The organism is Rhizobium sp. TRM96647 (assembly GCF_025780115.1).
Classification (GTDB): domain Bacteria; phylum Pseudomonadota; class Alphaproteobacteria; order Rhizobiales; family Rhizobiaceae; genus Mycoplana.
Genome location: NZ_JAOXHF010000006.1, coordinates 112,719 through 131,501, shown reverse-complemented (window position 1 = coordinate 131,501; position 18,783 = coordinate 112,719). Strand labels below are relative to the sequence as shown.

Sequence of the window (18,783 nt, the reverse complement as noted above, 5' to 3'; positions counted from 1 at the left end):
CTCCCGGTCTTCCATGTCGCGACCCTCGGACGATATCGGGGCCGCACCTCCAGTTCGGGCATTCAAATCTCACGGATGCGGCAAGCGTGTCAATCACAAACGATCAAAATCAGTCATATTGCGCTGCACAATGAAAAAATATGACCGATTATGATTGACATTGCGCGATCGTGATGGAAGCATGCAAGCCATTGGGGGGAGCCATGCACGAGAAGGAAAGACATCGGATCATTCTGTCGGCCGTCCAGGAAAAGCCCGTCGCCACGGTGCAGGAACTGGTGGATCTGACCGACAGTTCCGAAGCGACGATCCGTCGGGATATCGCCGCCCTGCACGTGCAGAAGCGCCTGCGCCGCGTGCGCGGCGGCGCCGAGGCGATCAATCCGCCGCAGTTCGTCGGCCTTGCCGGCCGTCCCTTCAGCGTCAACGAGGCGCTCAATGCCAGGCAAAAGCAGGCGATCGCCAAGGAAGCGGTGGCGCTCTGTCAGGATGGCGAGCCGATCATCATCAACGGCGGCACGACGACCTTCCAGATGGTGCACTTCCTGGCGAACCGCCGCATGCAGGTGTTGACCAATTCCTTTCCGATCGCCGAGCACCTGCTGAAGCATTCGAAGAACACGGTGATGCTCTCCGGCGGCACGATCTACCGCGAGCAGAACATCATCCTCAGCCCGTTCGAGAACGACGTCACGCGCAACTTCTATGCGCGGCGCATGTTCATGGGCGCCCAGGGGCTCGGGCCGCTCGGCCTGATGGAGGCCGATCCGCTTCTGATCCAGGCCGAGCAAAAGCTGATCGACCAGGCCGACGATCTGGTCGTGCTGGTCGACTCCTCGAAATTCAGGAAGCGCTCCAGCCTTATCCTGTGCGGGTTGAAGCGCATCGCAACGGTCATCACCGATACGGGCATCGAGGACAGGGAAGCCTCGATGCTGGAGAATGCCGGCGTCAGCCTGATCGTCGCGGACGTTCGGGCGGCGGCTCCGGTGGAGAATGCTCCCTCGCAGGCATAGGGCCGGTCGGGGAGGGGAACGTACCAGTCAGGGAGGACTAGGACATGAAGATCTGGAAGGCATTGCTCGTCGCAGCCGCTGTCTCGACGGCGCTCGTCGGAAACGTCGCCAATGCGGCGGACAAGAAGATTGCGCTGGTGGTGAAGGCGCTCGGCATCGGCTTCTTCGAGGCCGCCAACAAGGGCGCGCAGGAAGCGGCGAAGGAACTCGGCAACGTCGAGGTGATCTATACCGGCCCGACGACGACCACCGCCGAAGGGCAGATCGAGGTGATCAACTCGCTGATCGCCCAGAAGGTCGATGCGATCGCCGTCTCGGCCAACGACACCGATGCGCTGGTGCCGGCGCTGAAGAAGGCGATGGATCGCGGCATCAAGGTGATCTCCTGGGATTCCGGCGTGGCGCCGGAAGGCCGCTCGATGCACCTGAACCCGTCGTCCAGCGCGCTGATCGGCAATATGTGCGTGAAGATGGCGGCCGACAACCTGCCGGACGGCAAGGGCGACGTGGCGATCCTGTCGGCAACGGCAACCTCGACCAACCAGAACGTCTGGATCGAGGAGATGAAGAAGGTGTTGCCGAACTATCCGGGCGTCAACATCGTCACCACCGTCTATGGCGACGACCTGGCCGACAAGTCCTACCGCGAGACGCAGGGGCTCATCCAGTCCTATCCGGACCTGAAGGCAATCATCGCGCCGACCTCCGTCGGCATCGTCGCCGCCGCCCAGGCCGTCTCGGATGCGGGCAAGACCGGCCAGATCAACGTCACCGGCCTCGGCCTTCCCTCCGAAATGGCGGGCCACGTGAAGTCCGGCGCGTCCAAGTCGTTCGCAATCTGGAACCCGATCGACCTCGGCTATTCCGCCACGATGATCGCCAATGACCTGATCGAGGGCGCGGAAGCCAAGCCCGGCGCGGAGCTCAACATGGGCCGCATGGGCAAGGTCAAGCTGGACGACAAGAACGAAGGCGCCATGGCCGACCCGTTCGTCTACGACGCCTCGAACGTCGAGGAATTCGCCAAGATCTTCTGATCCTTGGCGGGTGGCGCGGCGGCAGCATGGCAGGCCACCGTGAAGCAAGTGCATTGCCCCTCATCCGGCCTGCCGGCCACCTTCTCCCCGTGAACGGGGAGAAGGAAACGCCCGGCATCGTCCCCTCTCCCCGCTTGCGGGGAGAGGGTTAGGGTGAGGGGCAATTTTCAAGCATGGCCAGGCTGAACACGGCCTGACGACACCGTATCCAAAACTGATGGGCGAACCCTTGTTGCAGGACACGACCACATCGCGGATGAAGCCGGCGATCGCGCTTCAAGGGATCTCCAAGTCCTTTCCGGGCGTGCACGCGCTTTCCGACGTCTCGCTGTCGCTCTATCCGGGCTCCGTGACCGCTCTGGTCGGCGAGAACGGCGCCGGCAAGTCGACGCTGGTGAAGATCCTCACCGGTATCTACCAGCCCGACGGCGGCACGATCCGCGTCGACGGCGGGGAGATGCACTTCCCTTCCGCAAGCGCTGCCGCGAGGGCCGGCGTCACCGCCATCCATCAGGAAACCGTGCTCTTCGACGAGCTTTCCGTCGCCGAGAACATCTTCCTCGGCCATGCCCCGCGCACCCGGTTCGGCCTGATCGACTGGCAGAGGATGAACGCCGACGCCTGCATGCTGCTGGAGCGGGTCGGCGCGAGCCTCGATCCCTCGATCCGCCTGCGCGACCTCGGCATCGCCAGCAAGCATCTGGTGGCGATTGCGCGCGCGCTGTCGATCGACGCCCGCGTGGTCATCATGGACGAGCCGACCGCAGCACTCTCCCACAAGGAGATCCACGAGCTCTATGAACTGATCGACAGGCTCAAGGCGGACGGCAAGGCGATCCTCTTCATCAGCCACAAGTTCGACGAGATCTTCCGCATTGCCGACCGCTACACCGTCTTCCGCGACGGCCGCATGGTCGGCGAGGGGCTGATCGCGGGGACGACGCAGGACGATCTCGTGCGCATGATGGTCGGCCGCGACGTCGGTCAGGTCTTCCCCAAGCAGGAGGTGGCGATCGGCGAACCGGTGCTGACCGTTTCCGGCTACCGTCACCCGACCGAATTCGAGGACATCAATTTCGAGCTGCGCCGCGGCGAGATCCTGGGCTTCTACGGCCTTGTCGGGGCAGGCCGCTCCGAGTTCATGCAGTCGCTGATCGGCATCACCAGACCGTCGGCCGGCGCCGTCCGGCTGGACGACAGGGTTCTCGTCATCCGTTCGCCGGCCGAGGCGATCGAGGCGGGCATCGTCTACGTTCCGGAAGAGCGTGGCCGGCAGGGCGCGATCATCGGCATGCCGATCTTCCAGAACGTCACGCTGCCCTCGCTGACCCGCACCTCGCGTTCCGGCTTCCTGCACATGGCCGAGGAATTCCGGCTGGCGCGCGAATACACCTCAAGGCTCGACCTGCGCGCCGCCTCCCTCGACCAGGACGTCGGCACGCTGTCGGGCGGTAACCAGCAGAAGGTCGTCATCGCCAAGTGGCTGGCGACGAAGCCGAAGGTGATCATCCTGGACGAGCCGACCAAGGGCATCGACATCGGCTCCAAGGCCGCCGTCCACGCCTTCATGAGCGAACTGGCCGCGCAAGGCCTCAGCGTCATCATGGTCTCCTCGGAAATCCCGGAGATCATGGGCATGTCGGACCGCGTCATCGTTATGCGCGAGGGTAGGATGGTCGGCCGGTTCGAGCGCGCCGAACTCTCGGCGGAGAAGCTGGTTCGCGCCGCTGCAGGCATTTCGGAGACCGCGCCATGAACATGCTTCTGAAGAACCGCGAGGCGCTGCTGGTCGTGGCGATCCTGGCGCTGGTGGCGCTGGTCACGCTGCGCTTCCCCGGCTTTGTCCAGCCGGCCAATCTCGGTCGCGTCTATAACGACACCTCGATCCTGATCATCCTGGCGCTCGGCCAGATGGCGGTGATCCTCACCCGCTGCATCGATCTCTCGATGGCGGCGAACCTTGCGCTTTGCGGCATGGTCGCGGGCCTGATCAACGTCGCCTGGCCCGGCCTGCCGATCCCGCTGGTGATCGCAGCCGTCGTGGCGCTGGGTGCGGCCCTCGGCTCGATCAACGGCCTGCTCGTCTGGAAGCTGAACATCCCGCCGATCGTGGTGACGCTCGGCACGTTGACGATCTTCCGCGGCACGATCTTCCTGCTCACCGGCGGCCAGTGGATCAATGCCCACCAGATGAGCGAGGCCTTCAAGGGCCTGCCACGGGCCGATCTCTTGGGCATCCCCGCGCTCTCCTGGTTCTCCGTCCTCATCGTCGCGCTCATGTTCGTCGTGATGACCCGCACGGCGACGGGCCGGGCCTTCTTCGCCGTCGGCGGCAACCCGCACGCGGCGGTCTATACCGGCATCGACGTCGGCCGTACCCGATTCCTGGCCTATTGCCTTTCGGGCGCTCTTTCCGGCCTTGCCGGCTATCTCTGGGTGTCGCGCTACGCCGTCGCCTATGTCGACATCGCGCTCGGCTTCGAACTCGACATCATCGCTGCCTGCGTGATCGGTGGCATCTCGATCGCCGGCGGCATCGGCTCGGTGCCGGGGGCGGTCCTCGGTGCGCTGTTCCTCGGCATCATCAAGAACGCGCTGCCGGTCATCAACATTTCTCCCTTCGCCCAGATGGCCATCTCCGGCATGGTCATCATCATCGCCGTCGCCGTCAACGCGCGCGCCGAGCGGCGCAAGGGCAGGGTCATTCTCAAGAGGGCGGAGGCGCACTGATGGCCGAGGCACAGGTCCAGACCCGTCATATTCCCGACCGCCTGCAGAGCCGGGGATCCCGCCTGCTGAAGAGCTGGGAGAGCCTGCTGGTGGTGGTGGCGCTCCTGATCTTCGTCGCCAATTCTCTGGCCTCCCCCTACTTCCTCGATCCGTGGAACCTGTCCGACGCGACCTTCAACTTCACCGAGAAGGCGATGATCGCCTTCGCCATGGCGCTCGTGGTGATCTCGGGCGAGATCGACCTGTCGGTCGCCTCGATCGTGGCGCTGACGTCGACGGCCATGGGCTACGCCGCGACGCAGGGTTTCGACACGCCGGCGCTGGTGGTGGTCGGCTTGGCCGTGGGCCTAGCCTGCGGCGCCGTCAACGGCCTGCTGGTGACCCGGCTGGGGCTGCCCTCGATCGTGGTCACGATCGGCACCATGAGCCTGTTCCGCGGCATCGCCTTCATCATTCTCGGCGACCAGGCCTTCACCGAATATCCGGCCGGTTTCTCCTGGTTCGGGCAGGGCTATGTCTGGTGGGTGTTCTCGTTCGAGTTCTGCCTGTTTCTGGGCTTTGCGCTTGTCTATGCGGTGATCCTGCACATGACGAACTTCGGCCGCGCGGTCTATGCGATCGGCAACAACCAGACGGCCGCCCTCTTCTCCGGCGTGCGGGTCGCGCGCGTGAAGTTCACCCTGTTCCTGCTCACCGGGCTGATGTCGGCGATCGCCTCGATCTGCCTGACCTCGCGCCTCGGCTCGACCCGTCCCTCGATCGCGCTCGGCTGGGAGCTGGAAGTGGTGACGATGGTGGTGCTCGGCGGCGTCAGCATCCTCGGCGGCTCCGGCACGGTCGGCGGCGTGGTGCTGGCGGCCTTAATCATGGGCATGGTCACCTTCGGCTTCGGCCTGCTCAACGTGCCCGGCATCGTCATGTCGATCTTCATCGGCCTGCTACTGATTTCGGTGATCGCGCTGCCGATCCTCTACACGCGGCTCAGGCGCCGCATGGGACACTGAGGGGAACGATGGAGAAAATTGCCTTCCGCATGCGCCTCAACCCCGGTATGGCAGGGGAATACAAGGCGCGGCACGACGCGATCTGGCCGGAACTTGCGGCACTGCTGAAGGCGGCCGGCGTCTCCGACTATTCCATCCATCTGGACGAGGAGACCGGTCTTCTCTTCGGCGTCCTCTGGCGGCGCGATGACCACACGATGGATAGCCTTCCGGATCATCCGGTGATGAAGCGCTGGTGGGCGCATATGGCCGACATCATGGAGACGAAGCCCGACAACGAGCCGGTCGCCGTTCCGCTCCGCACCGTCTTTCACATGGAATGAGCAGCAGCCCATGGCCCGCACGATCGCCGTCATCGATATCGGCAAGACGAATGCCAAGGTGGCACTCGTCGATGGCGAGACCTTCGGCGAGATCGCCGTGCGCACCACCCCCAACGGCGTGGTGGACGCGCCGCCCTATCCGCATTTCGACACCGAACGTTTGTGGGCCTTCATTCTCGACAGTCTCAAGGTGCTGAACGAAGAGCGCCGGATCGATCGCGTCTCGGTGACGACGCACGGCGCCACGGCCGCACTCGTCGACGGCGACGGCGCTCTGGTCCTGCCGGTGCTGGACTATGAACATGCGGGCCCGCAGGAACTGCACGCGGAGTACGAGGCCGTTCGACCGTCCTTTTCCGAGACGGGTACGCCGAAGCTGCCCGTCGGTCTGAACGCCGGTATGCAGCTCTACTGGCAGTCGCGCCGCTTCCCCGAGGCGTTCGGGCGGGCCGCCGCCATCCTGATGTATGCGCAATACTGGTCGTATCGGCTGACCGGAGTGCTCTCCGGCGAGGTCACCTCGCTTGGTTGCCACGCCGACCTCTGGGAGCCGGTGAACCGCCGCTACTCGACGCTGGTGACCGGGCAGGGCTGGAGCCGGCTGATGCCGCCCTTGCGCAAGGCTTCCGACGTGCTCGGGCCGATCCTGCCGGAGCTTGCGGCTGCCACCGGGCTGGATGCGCAGACGCCCGTCCACTGCGGCATCCACGATTCCAACGCCTCGCTCCTGCCCCATGTGCTGACGACGCCTTCGCCCTACGCGGTCGTCTCGACCGGCACCTGGGTCGTCTGCATGGCGATGGGCGCCCGGCGCTGCGAACTGGACGAGCGGCGCGATACGCTGGTCAACGTCAACGCGCTGGGTGACCCGGTCCCCTCCGCCCGCTTCATGGGCGGCCGCGCCTTCTCGCTCCTCGGCGGCCGGAACGCGCCCGTCGGCGATGATGCCGTCGCTTCCGTGCTGGCGCGGCATGCGATGATCCTGCCGTCCATCCCCGACGATTCCGGACCCTTTCCGGGCCGTCAGGCCCGCTGGACGATCGATCGCGGGCAACTGACGGAAGAGAAGGCCCAGGTCGCGGTCGCGTTCTATCTCGCCCTGATGAGCGCGACCTGCCTGTCGCTGATCGGCGCGGACGGGCCTGTCATCGTCGAGGGGCCGTTCTCGGGCAACGGTCGATATCTGGCGATGCTGGAGGCGGCCACCGGCAGGCGCGTGCTCGTGGGCGAAAGCGCCACGGGCACCAGTGTCGGTGCGGCCTGCCTGGCTGTGGACGGGGTGCTAAGGCCGCGCCTGCGGCCGGTGGAGCCGTCGCTGCCCGGGGCTGCGACGGCCTATGTCGAAAGATGGCGCAGCCTCGCTTCCGGTTGAGGCGCCGAGGGCACCCCGATCCGTGGCCGGCCGGAAGTTTCGGATCAGAAAATCGCCGGCGCCCGGACGGGCTGGCGGCCATCGATACCGATCAGCGTTGCGACCGCTGCAAGCGTTGCGACAGTCAAGATCAATGCACTCAACCAAAGAACAATCATTGCTCATTCCCAAGGACATCATCGTCTGGAAAGCACTACTAGCATCCGAAACTTGCTTTTGCCTTGCCAAATATTGGCCAAGACGCCATCCGGCCTAGCGAATTCTAGGGATATGGCGACCGCCAAGCAGCCGAAAGGCACGCAAACGCGCGGGCGGCCAGGCCCCCGGCGCCGTGAAAGTACAGCCATGCCGCAGCGCATTAACCTTCAGGCAAGGAATTAACCATAAACATGGTCTCACGCGTCGGAATGGGGAATTTCACCATTTCCCACTCAGGCATGATGCCGTACCGCCCGTACCGGTTTCGACCCGGTATCAAGCTTTCACCGAAATTGACCATGGACAGGCGAACGGCGAAACTGGCCCGACGCGCTCGACGCCGTGCGGAATCGTTGAGACCGCAGGACGTTGCCTCCCCCATGGACGAATTCACCGGCTTGGCCAGCAATGGCCGGGAAACTGCATTGTGCATGGGGTTGAGAAGTGCAGGAGACGCCAGCAGAACAGACTCAGACGGGGCAGGCGGCAAGCCTTCGCGACCGGCTGAGATTTGCTGGCCTGGAGCCTGCCCACGGCGACATCCTCCGCGACCATCGCCAGACCCTCGAGCGCCATGTCGAAGGCGCCCTTCGCGATCTTTTCCAGCGCTTCCAGACCTTTCCCGACGCCGCCCGGCAGTTCCACAGCGAACGCGCCATCGATCGCCTGCATGATCTCCACGCCTCCCACTGGAGCGTCCTGACCGACGCGCGCTTCGACAGTCTCTATGCGGAGCGGGTGAAGGTTCTGGCCGACGCCGAAAGCCAGATGGGCCTCGATCCGCGCTGGCGCCTGTCCGGCCACACCATCGTCCTCGAACACGTCGTCGATGGACTGCTGGAGGAATACTGGCCGAAGTCCATCCTGCCGGGTTCGAGGAACGCTCGCCGCAAGGAACTGTCCGACCTTCTCACCGCCTTCGTCCGCGTCGCCATGGTCGACGCGGAGATCGGCGTCTCGCTGCGGTTCAATGAGCTTCGTCACAGCCATCACCGGGCGCTGGGAGATCAGCGCAAGGCCGATCACGACGCATTCGAGATCGCCTTCGGCGAGGTGATCGGAAGCCTTGCCAATCTCGACTTCACCCACAGGACCGGGGCGCAGATGCCGGAGGGCTGGCGTGCACTGGCCGGCACGCTCGATACCGCGCTGGAAGAGGTCGAGCGCCATCTCGGCTCCGCCCTCGAGCGCGGCGAGGCCTCGGGCGCGATGGTGCAAACCCTGTCCGCAGAGGCCGGCCGTCTTGCCGAGCGTTCGAAGGCGCAGTCCTGCGAACTCGCGGACACGGCCTCGACCCTGGCCGGGATCGCCGACAGCCTGAAGCTGAACCTTGCCGAGACGCGCAAGGCCGAGGCGGCCGCGCAGTCGACCCGCCAGTCGGCCGAAAACAGCGGCCGGATCGTCGGCGAGGCAAAGTCGGCAATGGCCGACATCGAGGCATCCGCCGAAAAGATCGGCCAGATCATCGGCGTCATCGACGAGATCGCGTTCCAGACCAACCTGCTGGCGCTGAACGCCGGCATCGAGGCCGCCCGCGCCGGCGACAGCGGCCGCGGCTTTGCGGTGGTCGCGCAGGAAGTGCGCGCGCTGGCGCAGCGTTCGGCCGATGCGGCCCGCGAGATCAAGCAGCTCGTCAGCGGCACCAAGGCTCAGGTCGAGGCCGGCGTCGACCACGTCAACCGCACCCAGGATGCGATCGGCAGCATCGTCGTGCAGGTCACGGGCATCAACGATGCGATCGCCGGCATCGCGCGTGCCAGCGACGAGAGCGTCGGCAGGCTCGACGCCTTGGGCGGCGATCTCGGCCGCATCGGCGCCCAGGCCCGCGCCGATGTAGAACTGGCCGAAGGTGTCGACCGCGCAGGTGGCGATCTGCACGCAGTCATCCTCGAGCTCGGACAGACGATCCGCCAGTTTCATGTGCGCCAGCCGCAGTCTTCGGCCGCGCGCCAGGCCGACGTGGCCCGGCAGGTCTCTTATGCGCCCATGCCGGCCCCGGCGCCGGTTCGCGCGGTCGGACACGGGGGCTGACGGTGCGACAGGAGCGGCCCTGCCACGAATTCTCATCGCGACGCAGCCGGCGCGAAGGTGCCGGCTCGTTTGCGCCCGAACCGACCTTTCGGACAATCAACGCTGACACAAGCAGACAAGGAACGCAGTGATGGCGAGCAAGAAGGCCGCTCAGAAAAGCCTGAGCCTGGCACCCGTGCTGGATCTCAACGAGGCGACAGCACTTCGCGACAAGCTGATGGCGCTCAAGGGCAGCGACCTGGCGATCGACGCGTCTGCCGTCGAGCGCGTCGGCGCCCTGTGCGCGCAGGTCCTCATGGCGGCCGCCAAGACCTGGGAAGCCGACAAGCGCAGCTACACGTTCGCCAAGGCATCGGAGCCGTTCCTCAAGACGATGCAACTCATCGGCGTCAACATTGAACACCTGCTGGCCAAGGAGATTCAGCGATGAAAAAGAAGGTGCTTACCGTGGATGATTCACGGACGATCCGGAACATGCTTCTGGTGACACTGAACAATGCCGGGTTCGAGACGATCCAGGCCGAGGACGGCGTCGAGGGGCTGGAAGTTCTGGAAGAAGCCAATCCCGACGTCATCGTCACCGACATCAACATGCCCCGCCTCGACGGCTTCGGCTTCATCGAGGGCGTGCGCCGCAACGAGAAGTATCGCGCGATCCCCATTCTCGTGCTGACGACGGAGAGCGATGCCGAGAAAAAGAACCGGGCCCGTCAGGCCGGCGCGACCGGCTGGATCGTCAAGCCGTTCGACCCCACCAAACTCATCGATGCAATCGAGCGCGTGACCGCCTAAATCGAGGTTCCTCCCGATGGATATGAACGAAATCAAGGAGATCTTCTTCCAGGAATGCGAGGAGCAGCTCGCCGAACTGGAATCCGGTCTCTTGAAGCTGAACGATGGCGATCGCGATCCGGAAACCGTCAACGCGGTCTTCCGTGCGGTGCACTCGATCAAGGGCGGGGCCGGCGCCTTCGGCCTCGACGATCTGGTGTCCTTCGCCCACGTCTTCGAGACCACGCTTGATTGCGTTCGATCCAACAAGCTCGAGCCGAACCAGGACGTCCTGAAGGTGATGCTCAAGTCGGCCGACGTCCTGGCCGACCTGACGAATGCCGCCCGCGACGGCGGCAGCGTCGACGAGGCGCGCAGCAAGCAGCTGATCCGCGAACTCGAGGCGCTCGCCAACGGCGAGGTGCCGGCGGCGAGCGAAGCGCCTGCGTCAAAGCCGGCTCCGGCGCCACAGGCGGCAGCACCCGCACCTGCCGCTGCTCCGGCCGTCAACGACGAAGGCTTTCAGCCGATCCCGTTCTCCTTCGACGATTTCGGCGACGAGGAGAAGCCGGTCGCGCCCTTTGCGCCCACCTGCGAAATCCTGTTCCATCCCAAGCGCGAACTCTATTCCAAGGGCAACGAGGCCGCGCTGTTGCTGCGCGATCTCTCCCGCATCGGCGAGATGAGCATCCGCTGTGATATGGACAGCCTGCCGCTGCTTGAGGACATGAACCCCGAGGAAGCCTATTTCTCGTGGAAGATCTCCCTCGTCACGGATAAGGGCGAGGATGCCGTCCGCTCCGTCTTCGAATTCGCCGAATGGGATTGCGACCTCGAGGTCCGCACCGTCGAGGAAGACATGGAAGCGGATGCGGGCGACGACGAACTGCCGATGCAGCCGGTCCCGTTCGACCTCTCGATCCTTGACGACGGCGACGCCGGCGCAACCGCCGAGGCCGACGAGCCCGCGGAAAAGGAGCCGGTTGCCGCCACTGAAAACAACGTCGTGCCGATGGCCGCAGCCGCCCGCGCTGAAGCGCCCAAGACTGAGACCCGGTCCGCCCCGGCCGCACAGCAGGCCGCCACAGCACCTGCCGCAGCCGCGGCTTCGGCTGCACAGGCTGCTGCCGCCGCGCCGACCATCCGCGTCGATCTCGATCGCGTCGACCGCCTGATCAACCTCGTGGGCGAGCTTGTCATCAACCAGGCGATGCTCTCCCAGAGCGTCATCGAGAACGACAACAACGGCGTCTCCTCGATCAACATGGGCCTCGAGGAGCTGCAGCAGCTAACCCGCGAGATCCAGGACTCGGTCATGGCGATCCGCGCGCAGCCGGTAAAGCCCGTGTTCCAGCGCATGTCGCGCATCGTCCGCGAAATCGCCGACGTCACCGGCAAGTCGGTCCGCCTCGTCACCGAGGGCGAGAACACCGAAGTCGACAAGACGGTCATCGACAAGCTGGCCGAGCCGCTGACCCACATGATCCGCAACGCCGTCGACCACGGCCTGGAATCGCCGGAGAAGCGCGAGGCCGCCGGCAAGAATCCGGAAGGCACGGTCCGGCTGACGGCGAAGCATCGCTCCGGCCGCATCGTCATCGAGCTTGCCGACGACGGCGGCGGCATCAATCGCGAGAAGGTGCGCCAGAAGGCGATCGACAACGACCTGATTGCCGCCGATGCCAACCTGTCCGACGAGGAGATCGACAACCTGATCTTCCACGCCGGCTTCTCCACCGCCGACAAGATCTCCGACATTTCCGGCCGCGGTGTCGGCATGGACGTGGTCAAGCGCTCGATCCAGGCGCTCGGCGGCCGCATCACCATCTCGTCGAAGCCCGGTCAGGGCTCGGTCTTCACCATGAGCTTGCCGCTGACGCTCGCCGTCCTCGACGGCATGGTGGTCACCGTTGCCGGCCAGACGCTCGTCGTGCCGCTCACCGCCATCGTCGAGACGCTGCAGCCGGAAGCTTCGGCGATCCATTCCTTCGGCGCCAGCCAGCGACTGATCTCGATCCGCAACTCCTTCTGCCCCCTCGTGGATGTGGGCCGGATCCTGAACTTCCGCTCCACCCAGGCCAACCCGGTCGACGGCGTCGCCCTTCTGGTCGAATCCGAAGGCGGCGGGCAGCGGGCGCTGATGGTCGATGCGATCCAGGGCCAGCGCCAGGTCGTCATCAAGAGCCTCGAGGCCAACTACACCCACGTGCCGGGCATCGCCGCGGCGACGATCCTCGGCGACGGGCGCGTGGCGCTCATCCTCGACGTCGACGCCGTCGTCGCCGCCTCGCGCGGCCAGTCCCTGAAGCAAGAAATCTCGCTCGCAGCAACCGGTTGATAAAATGACGTACGCAGCCAAATCACTGACGCAGGGCCGGGAGCTCATCGCCTTCCGGATCGGGGATCAGGAATTCTGTGTGAACATCATGTCGGTGCGGGAAATCCGTGGATGGACCCCCGCAACGCCGATGCCGCATGCGCCGCACTACGTGCTCGGCGTCATCAACTTGCGTGGCGCGGTCCTGCCGATCATCGACATGTCCCTGCGCCTCGGCATGAAGCCGGCGGAGCCGACGGTCAGGCACGTCATCATCGTGGCGCAGGTCGGCCAGAAGGCCGTCGGCCTCCTCGTCGATGCGGTCTCCGACATCCTGACCGTGACCGACGACAACGTGCAGCCGACGCCTGACATCGCCAACGAGATGACGAAGAACTACGCCCGCGGCATCCTGGCCATCGAGGGCCGGATGATCTGCATGATCGAGCTCGAGGCGCTGTTCCCCCATATCGAAAGCGAAGCCGCATGATGTCGACCGCCTTCGAGCCCAGACTGTCACCGGACGAATGCCTGGCAACGGGAGAATATCCGCTGACCCGCCGCGACCTCTCCGAGATCGCAGCGATGATCTATGCCGACGCCGGCATTCATCTGAACGAGTCCAAGGCCTCGCTGGTTTATTCGCGGCTGTCCAAGCACATCCGCAATCTCGGCCTGAAGGGATTTCGCGAGTACTGCGCCCTCGTCTCCTCGCCCGAAGGCGCGCCGGCCCGCCGGGAGATGCTGTCGCATCTGACGACGAACTTCACGCGCTTCTTCCGAGAGAACCATCACTTCGAGCACATGAAGCACGAGGTCCTGCCGGAGCTGATCGCCCGCGCCAAGGCAGGCGGCCGCGTCCGCATCTGGTCCGCTGCCTCCTCCGATGGCCAGGAGCCCTATTCGATCGCGCTCACGCTCCTGTCGATGCTGCCGAATGCGTCGGATTACGATATCCGCATTCTGGCCACCGACATCGATCCGAAGATTCTGGCGCTCGCCCGCGCGGGCGCCTATGACGCGACCGCCCTGGAAACGGTCAGCCCGGCGATGCGCAAGCAGTATTTCCGCGAGGTGGACATCGACGGCCGTCGCAAGTGGCAGATCGACGACCGCGTCAAGAAGCTGATCACCTACAACGAGCTGAACCTGATGGCCCAGTGGCCGTTCAAGGGCCCCTTCGACGTCATCTTCTGCCGCAACGTCGTCATCTATTTCGACGAGCCGACGCAGATGAAGATCTGGACGCGCTTCACCGGCATGCTGGCCGAAGGCGGCCATCTCTATATCGGCCACTCCGAGCGGGTGTCGGGCGAATCCAAGGCGCTGTTCGACAATATCGGCATCACCACCTATCGCTACACCGGGAGGGGAAGACGCGCATGACAGCACCAGCTCGCGTTCTCGTTGTCGACGATTCGCCGACCATGCGCGGCCTGATCACGGCCGTGCTCCGCGCCGATCCCGATGTCGATGTCATCGGCCAGGCCAGCGACGCGATGGAGGCCCGCAACGCCATCAAGCAGCTCAATCCGGACGTCGTCACGCTCGACATCGAGATGCCGAACATGAACGGGCTGGAGTTTCTCGACAAGATCATGCGGCTTCGCCCGATGCCGGTGATCATGGTGTCCACGCTGACCCATCGCGGTGCCGAGGCGACGCTCGCGGCACTCGAGATCGGCGCCTTCGATTGCGTCGGCAAGCCCCAGCCGGGCGACGCCCGTCCCTTCGGCGACCTGGCCGAGAAGGTCAAGGCGGCTGCCCGTTCGCAGCGCCGAGACATCCGCTCCGAGCCGGTCGTGCCGGTGCAGCCTCCGGCCAATGCCAACGCTGCCGAGACCTACCGCAACGGGCGTAAGATCGTCGCGATCGGTGCCTCGACCGGCGGCGTTGAGGCGCTGATCACCGTCCTCCAGAAGTTTCCGGTCAATTGTCCGCCGACCGTGATCACCCAGCACATGCCGTCGAGCTTCACCAAGAGCTTCGCCGAACGCCTCAACCGCATCTGCGCGCCGCGCGTGGAGGAGGCGACGGACGGGGCGAGGCTCGAGATCGGCAAGATTTACCTGGCCCCGGGCGGCGATCGCCACCTGCAGGTCACCAGCACGTCGGCGCCGAGCTGCCGCCTGCTGGACCGTGACCCGGTCAACGGCCATCGGCCCTCGGTCGACGTGCTGTTCGATTCGGTGGCCGAGCTTGCCGGCCGCAATGCCGTCGGCGTCATCCTCACCGGGATGGGGCGGGACGGAGCGGCCGGATTACTGAAAATGCGCCACGCCGGTGCCCGCACGATCGGCCAGAACGAAAAGACTTGCATCGTATACGGGATGCCGCGTGTGGCCTACGAACTTGGGGCGGTGGAACATCAGCTTCCGCTTGCATCCATCGGGGAGGAAATCCTGAAGCTTACTGCGGCCCGCAAAGAAGGGAGCGACTAATGTCTATCGCTGAAAAAATCAAAGTACTCATCGTCGACGATCAGGTGACCAGCCGATTGCTGTTGGGAGACGCGCTGCAACAGCTCGGCTTCAAGCAGATCACTGCGGCCGGCGATGGGGAGCAGGGTCTGAAGATCATGACCCAGCAGCCCCATCACCTCGTGATTTCCGACTTCAACATGCCCAAGATGGATGGGCTGGTCTTCCTTCAGCACGTTCGCGCCAATCCGGCGACGAAGAAGGCGGCCTTCATCATCCTGACGGCCCAGGGCGACCGCGCGCTGGTGCAGAAGGCGGCGGCCCTCGGGGCCAACAACGTGCTCGCCAAGCCCTTCACCATCGACAAGATGAAAGCGGCGATCGAGGCCGTATTCGGGGCCTTGAAATGATCACGGAGGCAGGGACGCGCCGCGTCCACCTGATACAGGGCGAGTACAAGGTGATGAGCGATCCGGACGTCGTGTTGACGACGATTCTCGGATCCTGCGTCGCCGCGTGCTTGCGCGATCCGGTCGTGGGCGTCGGTGGAATGAACCACTTCCTGCTGCCCGGCTCGATGGAGGCCATGTCGGCGGGTGGCGACGCCACGCGCTATGGCGTGCATCTGATGGAGCTTCTGATCAACGGCCTGCTGAAGCAGGGCGCGCGCCGGGACCGGCTCGAGGCCAAGATCTTCGGCGGGGCAAAGACGATTGCGACATTCTCCAATGTCGGCGAGCAGAATGCACGCTTCGCCCGGCAGTTCCTGACCGACGAAGGCATCAGGATCGTCGGAGAGAGCACCGGCGGCGAGCACGGGCGCAAGCTCGAATACTGGCCGACATCCGGGCGCGCCCGGCAGCATGCCCTGACCGGCGTGGAGGCGCAGCGCACCGTGGCACTGGAGCAGCGGCCGATACTGCCGCCGAAGCCTGCGGAAAGCTCGATCGAATTCTTCTGAGCCGGATGCGGCCTCGGGGCATGAGGGATATGGCCGCATGCGCAGGTCTGTGGACGGGCGGCGCGACGGTGGAAACGGAGATACCATGAAAGCCGACTACATGAACGACGTGACCGACATGGAGGAATCCGTACCCGCCGTCCTGATGCGTGTCGTCTCGGAACTGCACGATGTCGCCTATCTGATCGAACGCATCGAACCGCAGCTCGCCGAGCTTCACCCGGAGGCGGGCGAGAACACCGCGCAGCGCATGATGGTCCTGCAGGGCATCGATCTCGCCGTGCAGAAGGCCCGCGGCCTTGCGGATTTTCTCGGCCAGGTCACCGCCGACATGCCGGAAGCCTGGGCCGTGGACGTGACGACGGCGCTGAACCTCGTGAAGCTGAGCGACATGAAGACGGCGCTCGGCAATGGTACCGTGCGGACCTTCGGCGCCCAGCCGCTGTCCAAGGCATCGGGCGATTTCGAGGCCTTCTGATTCGCGAAGTCGCCGTGGCGCCTTGGGCCGACGCAAGGCGTCCATGAACGCGGGCAATCGGTCCAATTCTGGAATCGGAGGCCTCTATCATATTGAATTTAAATTTTAATTTTTAGCTGCAATGCCCGTGGAACCTCTCTTCGTGGCGCCGTGCTGCACCGCATTCCAGCGAAACGCTCGCGCAAGTTTCACCGTCTAGTTTTGCCTCCGGGTCGATTAGGCCTGCGTAGTCCTGGGCATGGGGGCACCGTTGGCAGCGGCGCCTTTCCGGGGGTGGGCAATTTAAACTGAGCGGATCTGCCATTCTTTGGCCTGAGGCGGATCCGGCAAAGTTGGTGCGGGAACAGAATGAATCTGTTGGAACAGCTTAAGAGTATGGGCAAGAACTTGGCGTCGCTCGGGCAACCGAAGCTGGCGCTTCTGGCCGGGGCCGGGGTCGTGACGCTCGGCCTGGTGCTTGCCGCCGCCCTCTTTGTCAACAAGCCCTCTTACGAGACGCTCTATGTCGGTCTGGAAAGCACCGACATGAACCAGATCAGCGTCGCTCTTGCCGAGGCGAACATCGACTTCCAGACGGGAAGCGACGGCGCGAGCCTGCAGGTTCCGGTCGGCCAGACAGGAAAGGCGCGGCTCTATCTCGCCGAGCGCGGCCTGCCGAGCAGCTCCAATTCGGGCTACGAACTCTTCGACAATGTCGGCTCCCTCGGCCTGACCTCCTTCATGCAGGAGGTCACCCGCGTTCGCGCCCTGGAAGGCGAGATCGCCCGCACGATCCAGCAGATCAACGGCATCGCCGCCGCACGCGTCCACATCGTCATGCCGGACCGCGGGAACTTCCGCCGGGCGGAGCAGCCGCCGACGGCGTCGGTGATGATCCGCGCCGGCAGCGCCGCAGGCCGCAAGGCCGCCGCCTCCATCCGCCAGCTCGTCGCCGCCTCCGTCCCGGGGCTGGAAGCCGAGCACGTGACGATCCTCGATTCCGCCGGCCAGTTGCTGGCCTCCGGCGACGATTCGGACGGCAACACGCTGAGCCGTTCGCTCAACATCGTCCAGTCGGTCCAGGAGGACGTGGAGCGCAACATCGAGAAGGCGCTGGCGCCGTTCCTCGGCATGGACAACTTCCGCGCGAGCGTCATGGCGGCGCTGAACACCGATTCCCAGCAGACGCAGGAAACGGTCTTCGATCCGGAATCCCGCGTCGAGCGGTCGGTCCGCGTCACCAAGGAAAGTCAGCAGTCCAGCCAGAGCGAACTGCAGCGCCCGGCAACGGTCGAGCAGAACATCCCGCAGGGCGGGCCCGAGGCCGGCACCGGCCCGCAGTCGAGCGACCAGGCCGACAAGAAGGAAGAGCAGACCAACTACGAGATCAACAGCAAGACGATCGCGACGGTTCGCAACAGCTACCAGATCGAGCGCCTGTCGGTCGCCGTGGTCGTCAACCAGGGCAGGCTCGCATCGCTCGTCGGCGAACCCGCCGACCAGGCGAAGATCGATGCCTTCCTCGCCGAGATGCAGAAGATCGTGTCGTCCGCTGCGGGCCTGAACAGCGAACGCGGCGACGTCGTCACCCTGACCGCCATGAACTTCCTCGACAACGTCCTGCTGGACGAGGGCGTACCTGGCCCCGGAGTGATGGAGACGCTGACGCGCAACCTCTCCACCATCATCAACGCACTCGCCTTCGTCGCGGTCGCCTTCCTGGTGGTCTGGTTCGGCTTCCGCCCGGTCGTCCGCTCCGTCTCCGGTGGCGCCGGTGCAACGGCCCTGGAAAGCGAAGCAGCCGGCCTCGAGCTGCCCGACTTCTCTCCGGGCGTGGGCGTCGGCGCAGGTCCCGGCGCGCTGATGGACGGCTTCGGCTCCGACTTCGGCTTCGACAGCACCGACGATCTCCTCAGCGCCGGCGACGACGAGGGTGTGTTCAACCGCCGCGTCAAGGAAGGCCCCGAGCGTCGTCTGTCCCGCATGGTGGAGATCAGCGAGGAGCGCGCCGCGAAGATCCTGCGCAAATGGGCCGAAGACCAGGCGGCCTGACCGGACCGGAAGAAGCAATGCGAAATCCCGCCCTCGAGGCGGGATTTCTGCGTCTGTGGTGTCGGCACGCGAACTCAATGCGCATGCGGAGGCG

18 protein-coding genes are annotated in these 18,783 nt (G+C 65.0%); all 18 read left to right on the top strand.

The genetic code is table 11. The features are described 5' to 3' along the window. Window positions 1-203: 203 nt before the first annotated feature. Window positions 204-1,016, top strand: coding sequence for a DeoR/GlpR family DNA-binding transcription regulator (locus OCK02_RS13230; protein WP_263813458.1), 813 nt, complete (start codon window positions 204-206; stop codon window positions 1,014-1,016). A gap of 44 nt (window positions 1,017-1,060) precedes the next feature. Then, entirely contained in the window at window positions 1,061-2,053 is a 993-nt protein-coding gene (rhaS, locus tag OCK02_RS13225; RefSeq protein WP_263813457.1) for a rhamnose ABC transporter substrate-binding protein, read from the top strand. 256 nt (window positions 2,054-2,309) lie between these two features. After that, the gene (locus OCK02_RS13220) at window positions 2,310-3,809 is read left to right on the top strand and encodes a sugar ABC transporter ATP-binding protein (protein WP_263813622.1); all 1,500 of its coding nucleotides are present in this window, start codon (window positions 2,310-2,312) and stop codon (window positions 3,807-3,809) included. Further along, a complete protein-coding gene (locus OCK02_RS13215; protein WP_263813456.1) occupies window positions 3,806-4,783 on the top strand; it encodes an ABC transporter permease in 978 nt (325 codons plus the stop codon). The genes OCK02_RS13220 and OCK02_RS13215 overlap by 4 nt, the downstream gene beginning before the upstream one ends. Beyond that, complete coding sequence (locus OCK02_RS13210; protein ID WP_263813455.1) at window positions 4,783-5,787, top strand: ABC transporter permease; 1,005 nt, start codon at window positions 4,783-4,785, stop codon at window positions 5,785-5,787. The genes OCK02_RS13215 and OCK02_RS13210 overlap by 1 nt, the downstream gene beginning before the upstream one ends. 8 nt (window positions 5,788-5,795) lie before the next feature. Then, a complete protein-coding gene (gene rhaM / locus OCK02_RS13205; RefSeq protein WP_263813454.1) occupies window positions 5,796-6,110 on the top strand; it encodes an L-rhamnose mutarotase in 315 nt (104 codons plus the stop codon). Between the two features lie 10 nt (window positions 6,111-6,120). Next, window positions 6,121-7,482: an FGGY-family carbohydrate kinase gene (locus OCK02_RS13200; RefSeq protein WP_263813453.1), complete on the top strand. Its 1,362-nt coding sequence runs from the start codon at window positions 6,121-6,123 to the stop codon at window positions 7,480-7,482. A 642-nt stretch (window positions 7,483-8,124) separates the two neighbouring features. After that, window positions 8,125-9,711 (top strand): globin-coupled sensor protein, encoded by a 1,587-nt coding sequence (locus OCK02_RS13195; RefSeq protein WP_263813452.1) that lies wholly within the window; start codon window positions 8,125-8,127, stop codon window positions 9,709-9,711. Window positions 9,712-9,841: 130 nt separating this feature from the next. Then, complete coding sequence (locus OCK02_RS13190; RefSeq protein ID WP_183807543.1) at window positions 9,842-10,141, top strand: STAS domain-containing protein; 300 nt, start codon at window positions 9,842-9,844, stop codon at window positions 10,139-10,141. After that, a complete protein-coding gene (gene cheY1, locus OCK02_RS13185; protein WP_056316210.1) occupies window positions 10,138-10,503 on the top strand; it encodes a chemotaxis response regulator CheY1 in 366 nt (121 codons plus the stop codon). Before OCK02_RS13190 ends, cheY1 begins: the two co-directional genes overlap by 4 nt. A gap of 16 nt (window positions 10,504-10,519) precedes the next feature. Next, window positions 10,520-12,820 (top strand): chemotaxis protein CheA, encoded by a 2,301-nt coding sequence (locus tag OCK02_RS13180; RefSeq protein ID WP_263813451.1) that lies wholly within the window; start codon window positions 10,520-10,522, stop codon window positions 12,818-12,820. A 4-nt stretch (window positions 12,821-12,824) separates the two neighbouring features. Further along, on the top strand, window positions 12,825-13,289 hold the full coding sequence (locus tag OCK02_RS13175; protein ID WP_230807258.1) for a chemotaxis protein CheW: 465 nt from the start codon (window positions 12,825-12,827) through the stop codon (window positions 13,287-13,289). Then, the gene (cheR, locus tag OCK02_RS13170) at window positions 13,286-14,185 is read left to right on the top strand and encodes a protein-glutamate O-methyltransferase (protein WP_230807257.1); all 900 of its coding nucleotides are present in this window, start codon (window positions 13,286-13,288) and stop codon (window positions 14,183-14,185) included. Before OCK02_RS13175 ends, cheR begins: the two co-directional genes overlap by 4 nt. Then, window positions 14,182-15,240: a protein-glutamate O-methylesterase CheB gene (gene cheB, locus OCK02_RS13165; protein ID WP_230807256.1), complete on the top strand. Its 1,059-nt coding sequence runs from the start codon at window positions 14,182-14,184 to the stop codon at window positions 15,238-15,240. Before cheR ends, cheB begins: the two co-directional genes overlap by 4 nt. Next, window positions 15,240-15,629, top strand: coding sequence for a response regulator (locus OCK02_RS13160; protein ID WP_112596299.1), 390 nt, complete (start codon window positions 15,240-15,242; stop codon window positions 15,627-15,629). The genes cheB and OCK02_RS13160 overlap by 1 nt, the downstream gene beginning before the upstream one ends. Continuing rightward, window positions 15,626-16,180, top strand: coding sequence for a chemoreceptor glutamine deamidase CheD (gene cheD, locus OCK02_RS13155; protein WP_230807255.1), 555 nt, complete (start codon window positions 15,626-15,628; stop codon window positions 16,178-16,180). The genes OCK02_RS13160 and cheD overlap by 4 nt, the downstream gene beginning before the upstream one ends. Before the next feature lie 85 nt (window positions 16,181-16,265). Beyond that, window positions 16,266-16,658, top strand: coding sequence for a hypothetical protein (locus OCK02_RS13150; RefSeq protein WP_230807254.1), 393 nt, complete (start codon window positions 16,266-16,268; stop codon window positions 16,656-16,658). Between the two features lie 348 nt (window positions 16,659-17,006). After that, on the top strand, window positions 17,007-18,689 hold the full coding sequence (gene fliF / locus OCK02_RS13145) for a flagellar basal-body MS-ring/collar protein FliF (RefSeq protein ID WP_230807253.1): 1,683 nt from the start codon (window positions 17,007-17,009) through the stop codon (window positions 18,687-18,689). Window positions 18,690-18,783: the final 94 nt, after the last annotated feature.

What these genes read in the sequence shown, in the direction of transcription:
- OCK02_RS13180 (WP_263813451.1), top strand. Translation starts at nt 10,520, where the DNA reads ATGGATATGAACGAAATCAAGGAGATCTTCTTCCAGGAATGCGAGGAG.
- OCK02_RS13210 (WP_263813455.1), top strand. Translation starts at nt 4,783, where the DNA reads ATGGCCGAGGCACAGGTCCAGACCCGTCATATTCCCGACCGCCTGCAG.
- OCK02_RS13175 (WP_230807258.1), top strand. Translation starts at nt 12,825, where the DNA reads ATGACGTACGCAGCCAAATCACTGACGCAGGGCCGGGAGCTCATCGCC.
- cheY1 (WP_056316210.1), top strand. Translation starts at nt 10,138, where the DNA reads ATGAAAAAGAAGGTGCTTACCGTGGATGATTCACGGACGATCCGGAAC.
- OCK02_RS13220 (WP_263813622.1), top strand. Translation starts at nt 2,310, where the DNA reads ATGAAGCCGGCGATCGCGCTTCAAGGGATCTCCAAGTCCTTTCCGGGC.
- OCK02_RS13190 (WP_183807543.1), top strand. Translation starts at nt 9,842, where the DNA reads ATGGCGAGCAAGAAGGCCGCTCAGAAAAGCCTGAGCCTGGCACCCGTG.
- rhaS (WP_263813457.1), top strand. Translation starts at nt 1,061, where the DNA reads ATGAAGATCTGGAAGGCATTGCTCGTCGCAGCCGCTGTCTCGACGGCG.
- rhaM (WP_263813454.1), top strand. Translation starts at nt 5,796, where the DNA reads ATGGAGAAAATTGCCTTCCGCATGCGCCTCAACCCCGGTATGGCAGGG.
- fliF (WP_230807253.1), top strand. Translation starts at nt 17,007, where the DNA reads ATGAATCTGTTGGAACAGCTTAAGAGTATGGGCAAGAACTTGGCGTCG.
- OCK02_RS13230 (WP_263813458.1), top strand. Translation starts at nt 204, where the DNA reads ATGCACGAGAAGGAAAGACATCGGATCATTCTGTCGGCCGTCCAGGAA.
- OCK02_RS13215 (WP_263813456.1), top strand. Translation starts at nt 3,806, where the DNA reads ATGAACATGCTTCTGAAGAACCGCGAGGCGCTGCTGGTCGTGGCGATC.
- cheD (WP_230807255.1), top strand. Translation starts at nt 15,626, where the DNA reads ATGATCACGGAGGCAGGGACGCGCCGCGTCCACCTGATACAGGGCGAG.
- cheB (WP_230807256.1), top strand. Translation starts at nt 14,182, where the DNA reads ATGACAGCACCAGCTCGCGTTCTCGTTGTCGACGATTCGCCGACCATG.
- OCK02_RS13160 (WP_112596299.1), top strand. Translation starts at nt 15,240, where the DNA reads ATGTCTATCGCTGAAAAAATCAAAGTACTCATCGTCGACGATCAGGTG.
- OCK02_RS13150 (WP_230807254.1), top strand. Translation starts at nt 16,266, where the DNA reads ATGAAAGCCGACTACATGAACGACGTGACCGACATGGAGGAATCCGTA.
- OCK02_RS13200 (WP_263813453.1), top strand. Translation starts at nt 6,121, where the DNA reads ATGGCCCGCACGATCGCCGTCATCGATATCGGCAAGACGAATGCCAAG.
- cheR (WP_230807257.1), top strand. Translation starts at nt 13,286, where the DNA reads ATGATGTCGACCGCCTTCGAGCCCAGACTGTCACCGGACGAATGCCTG.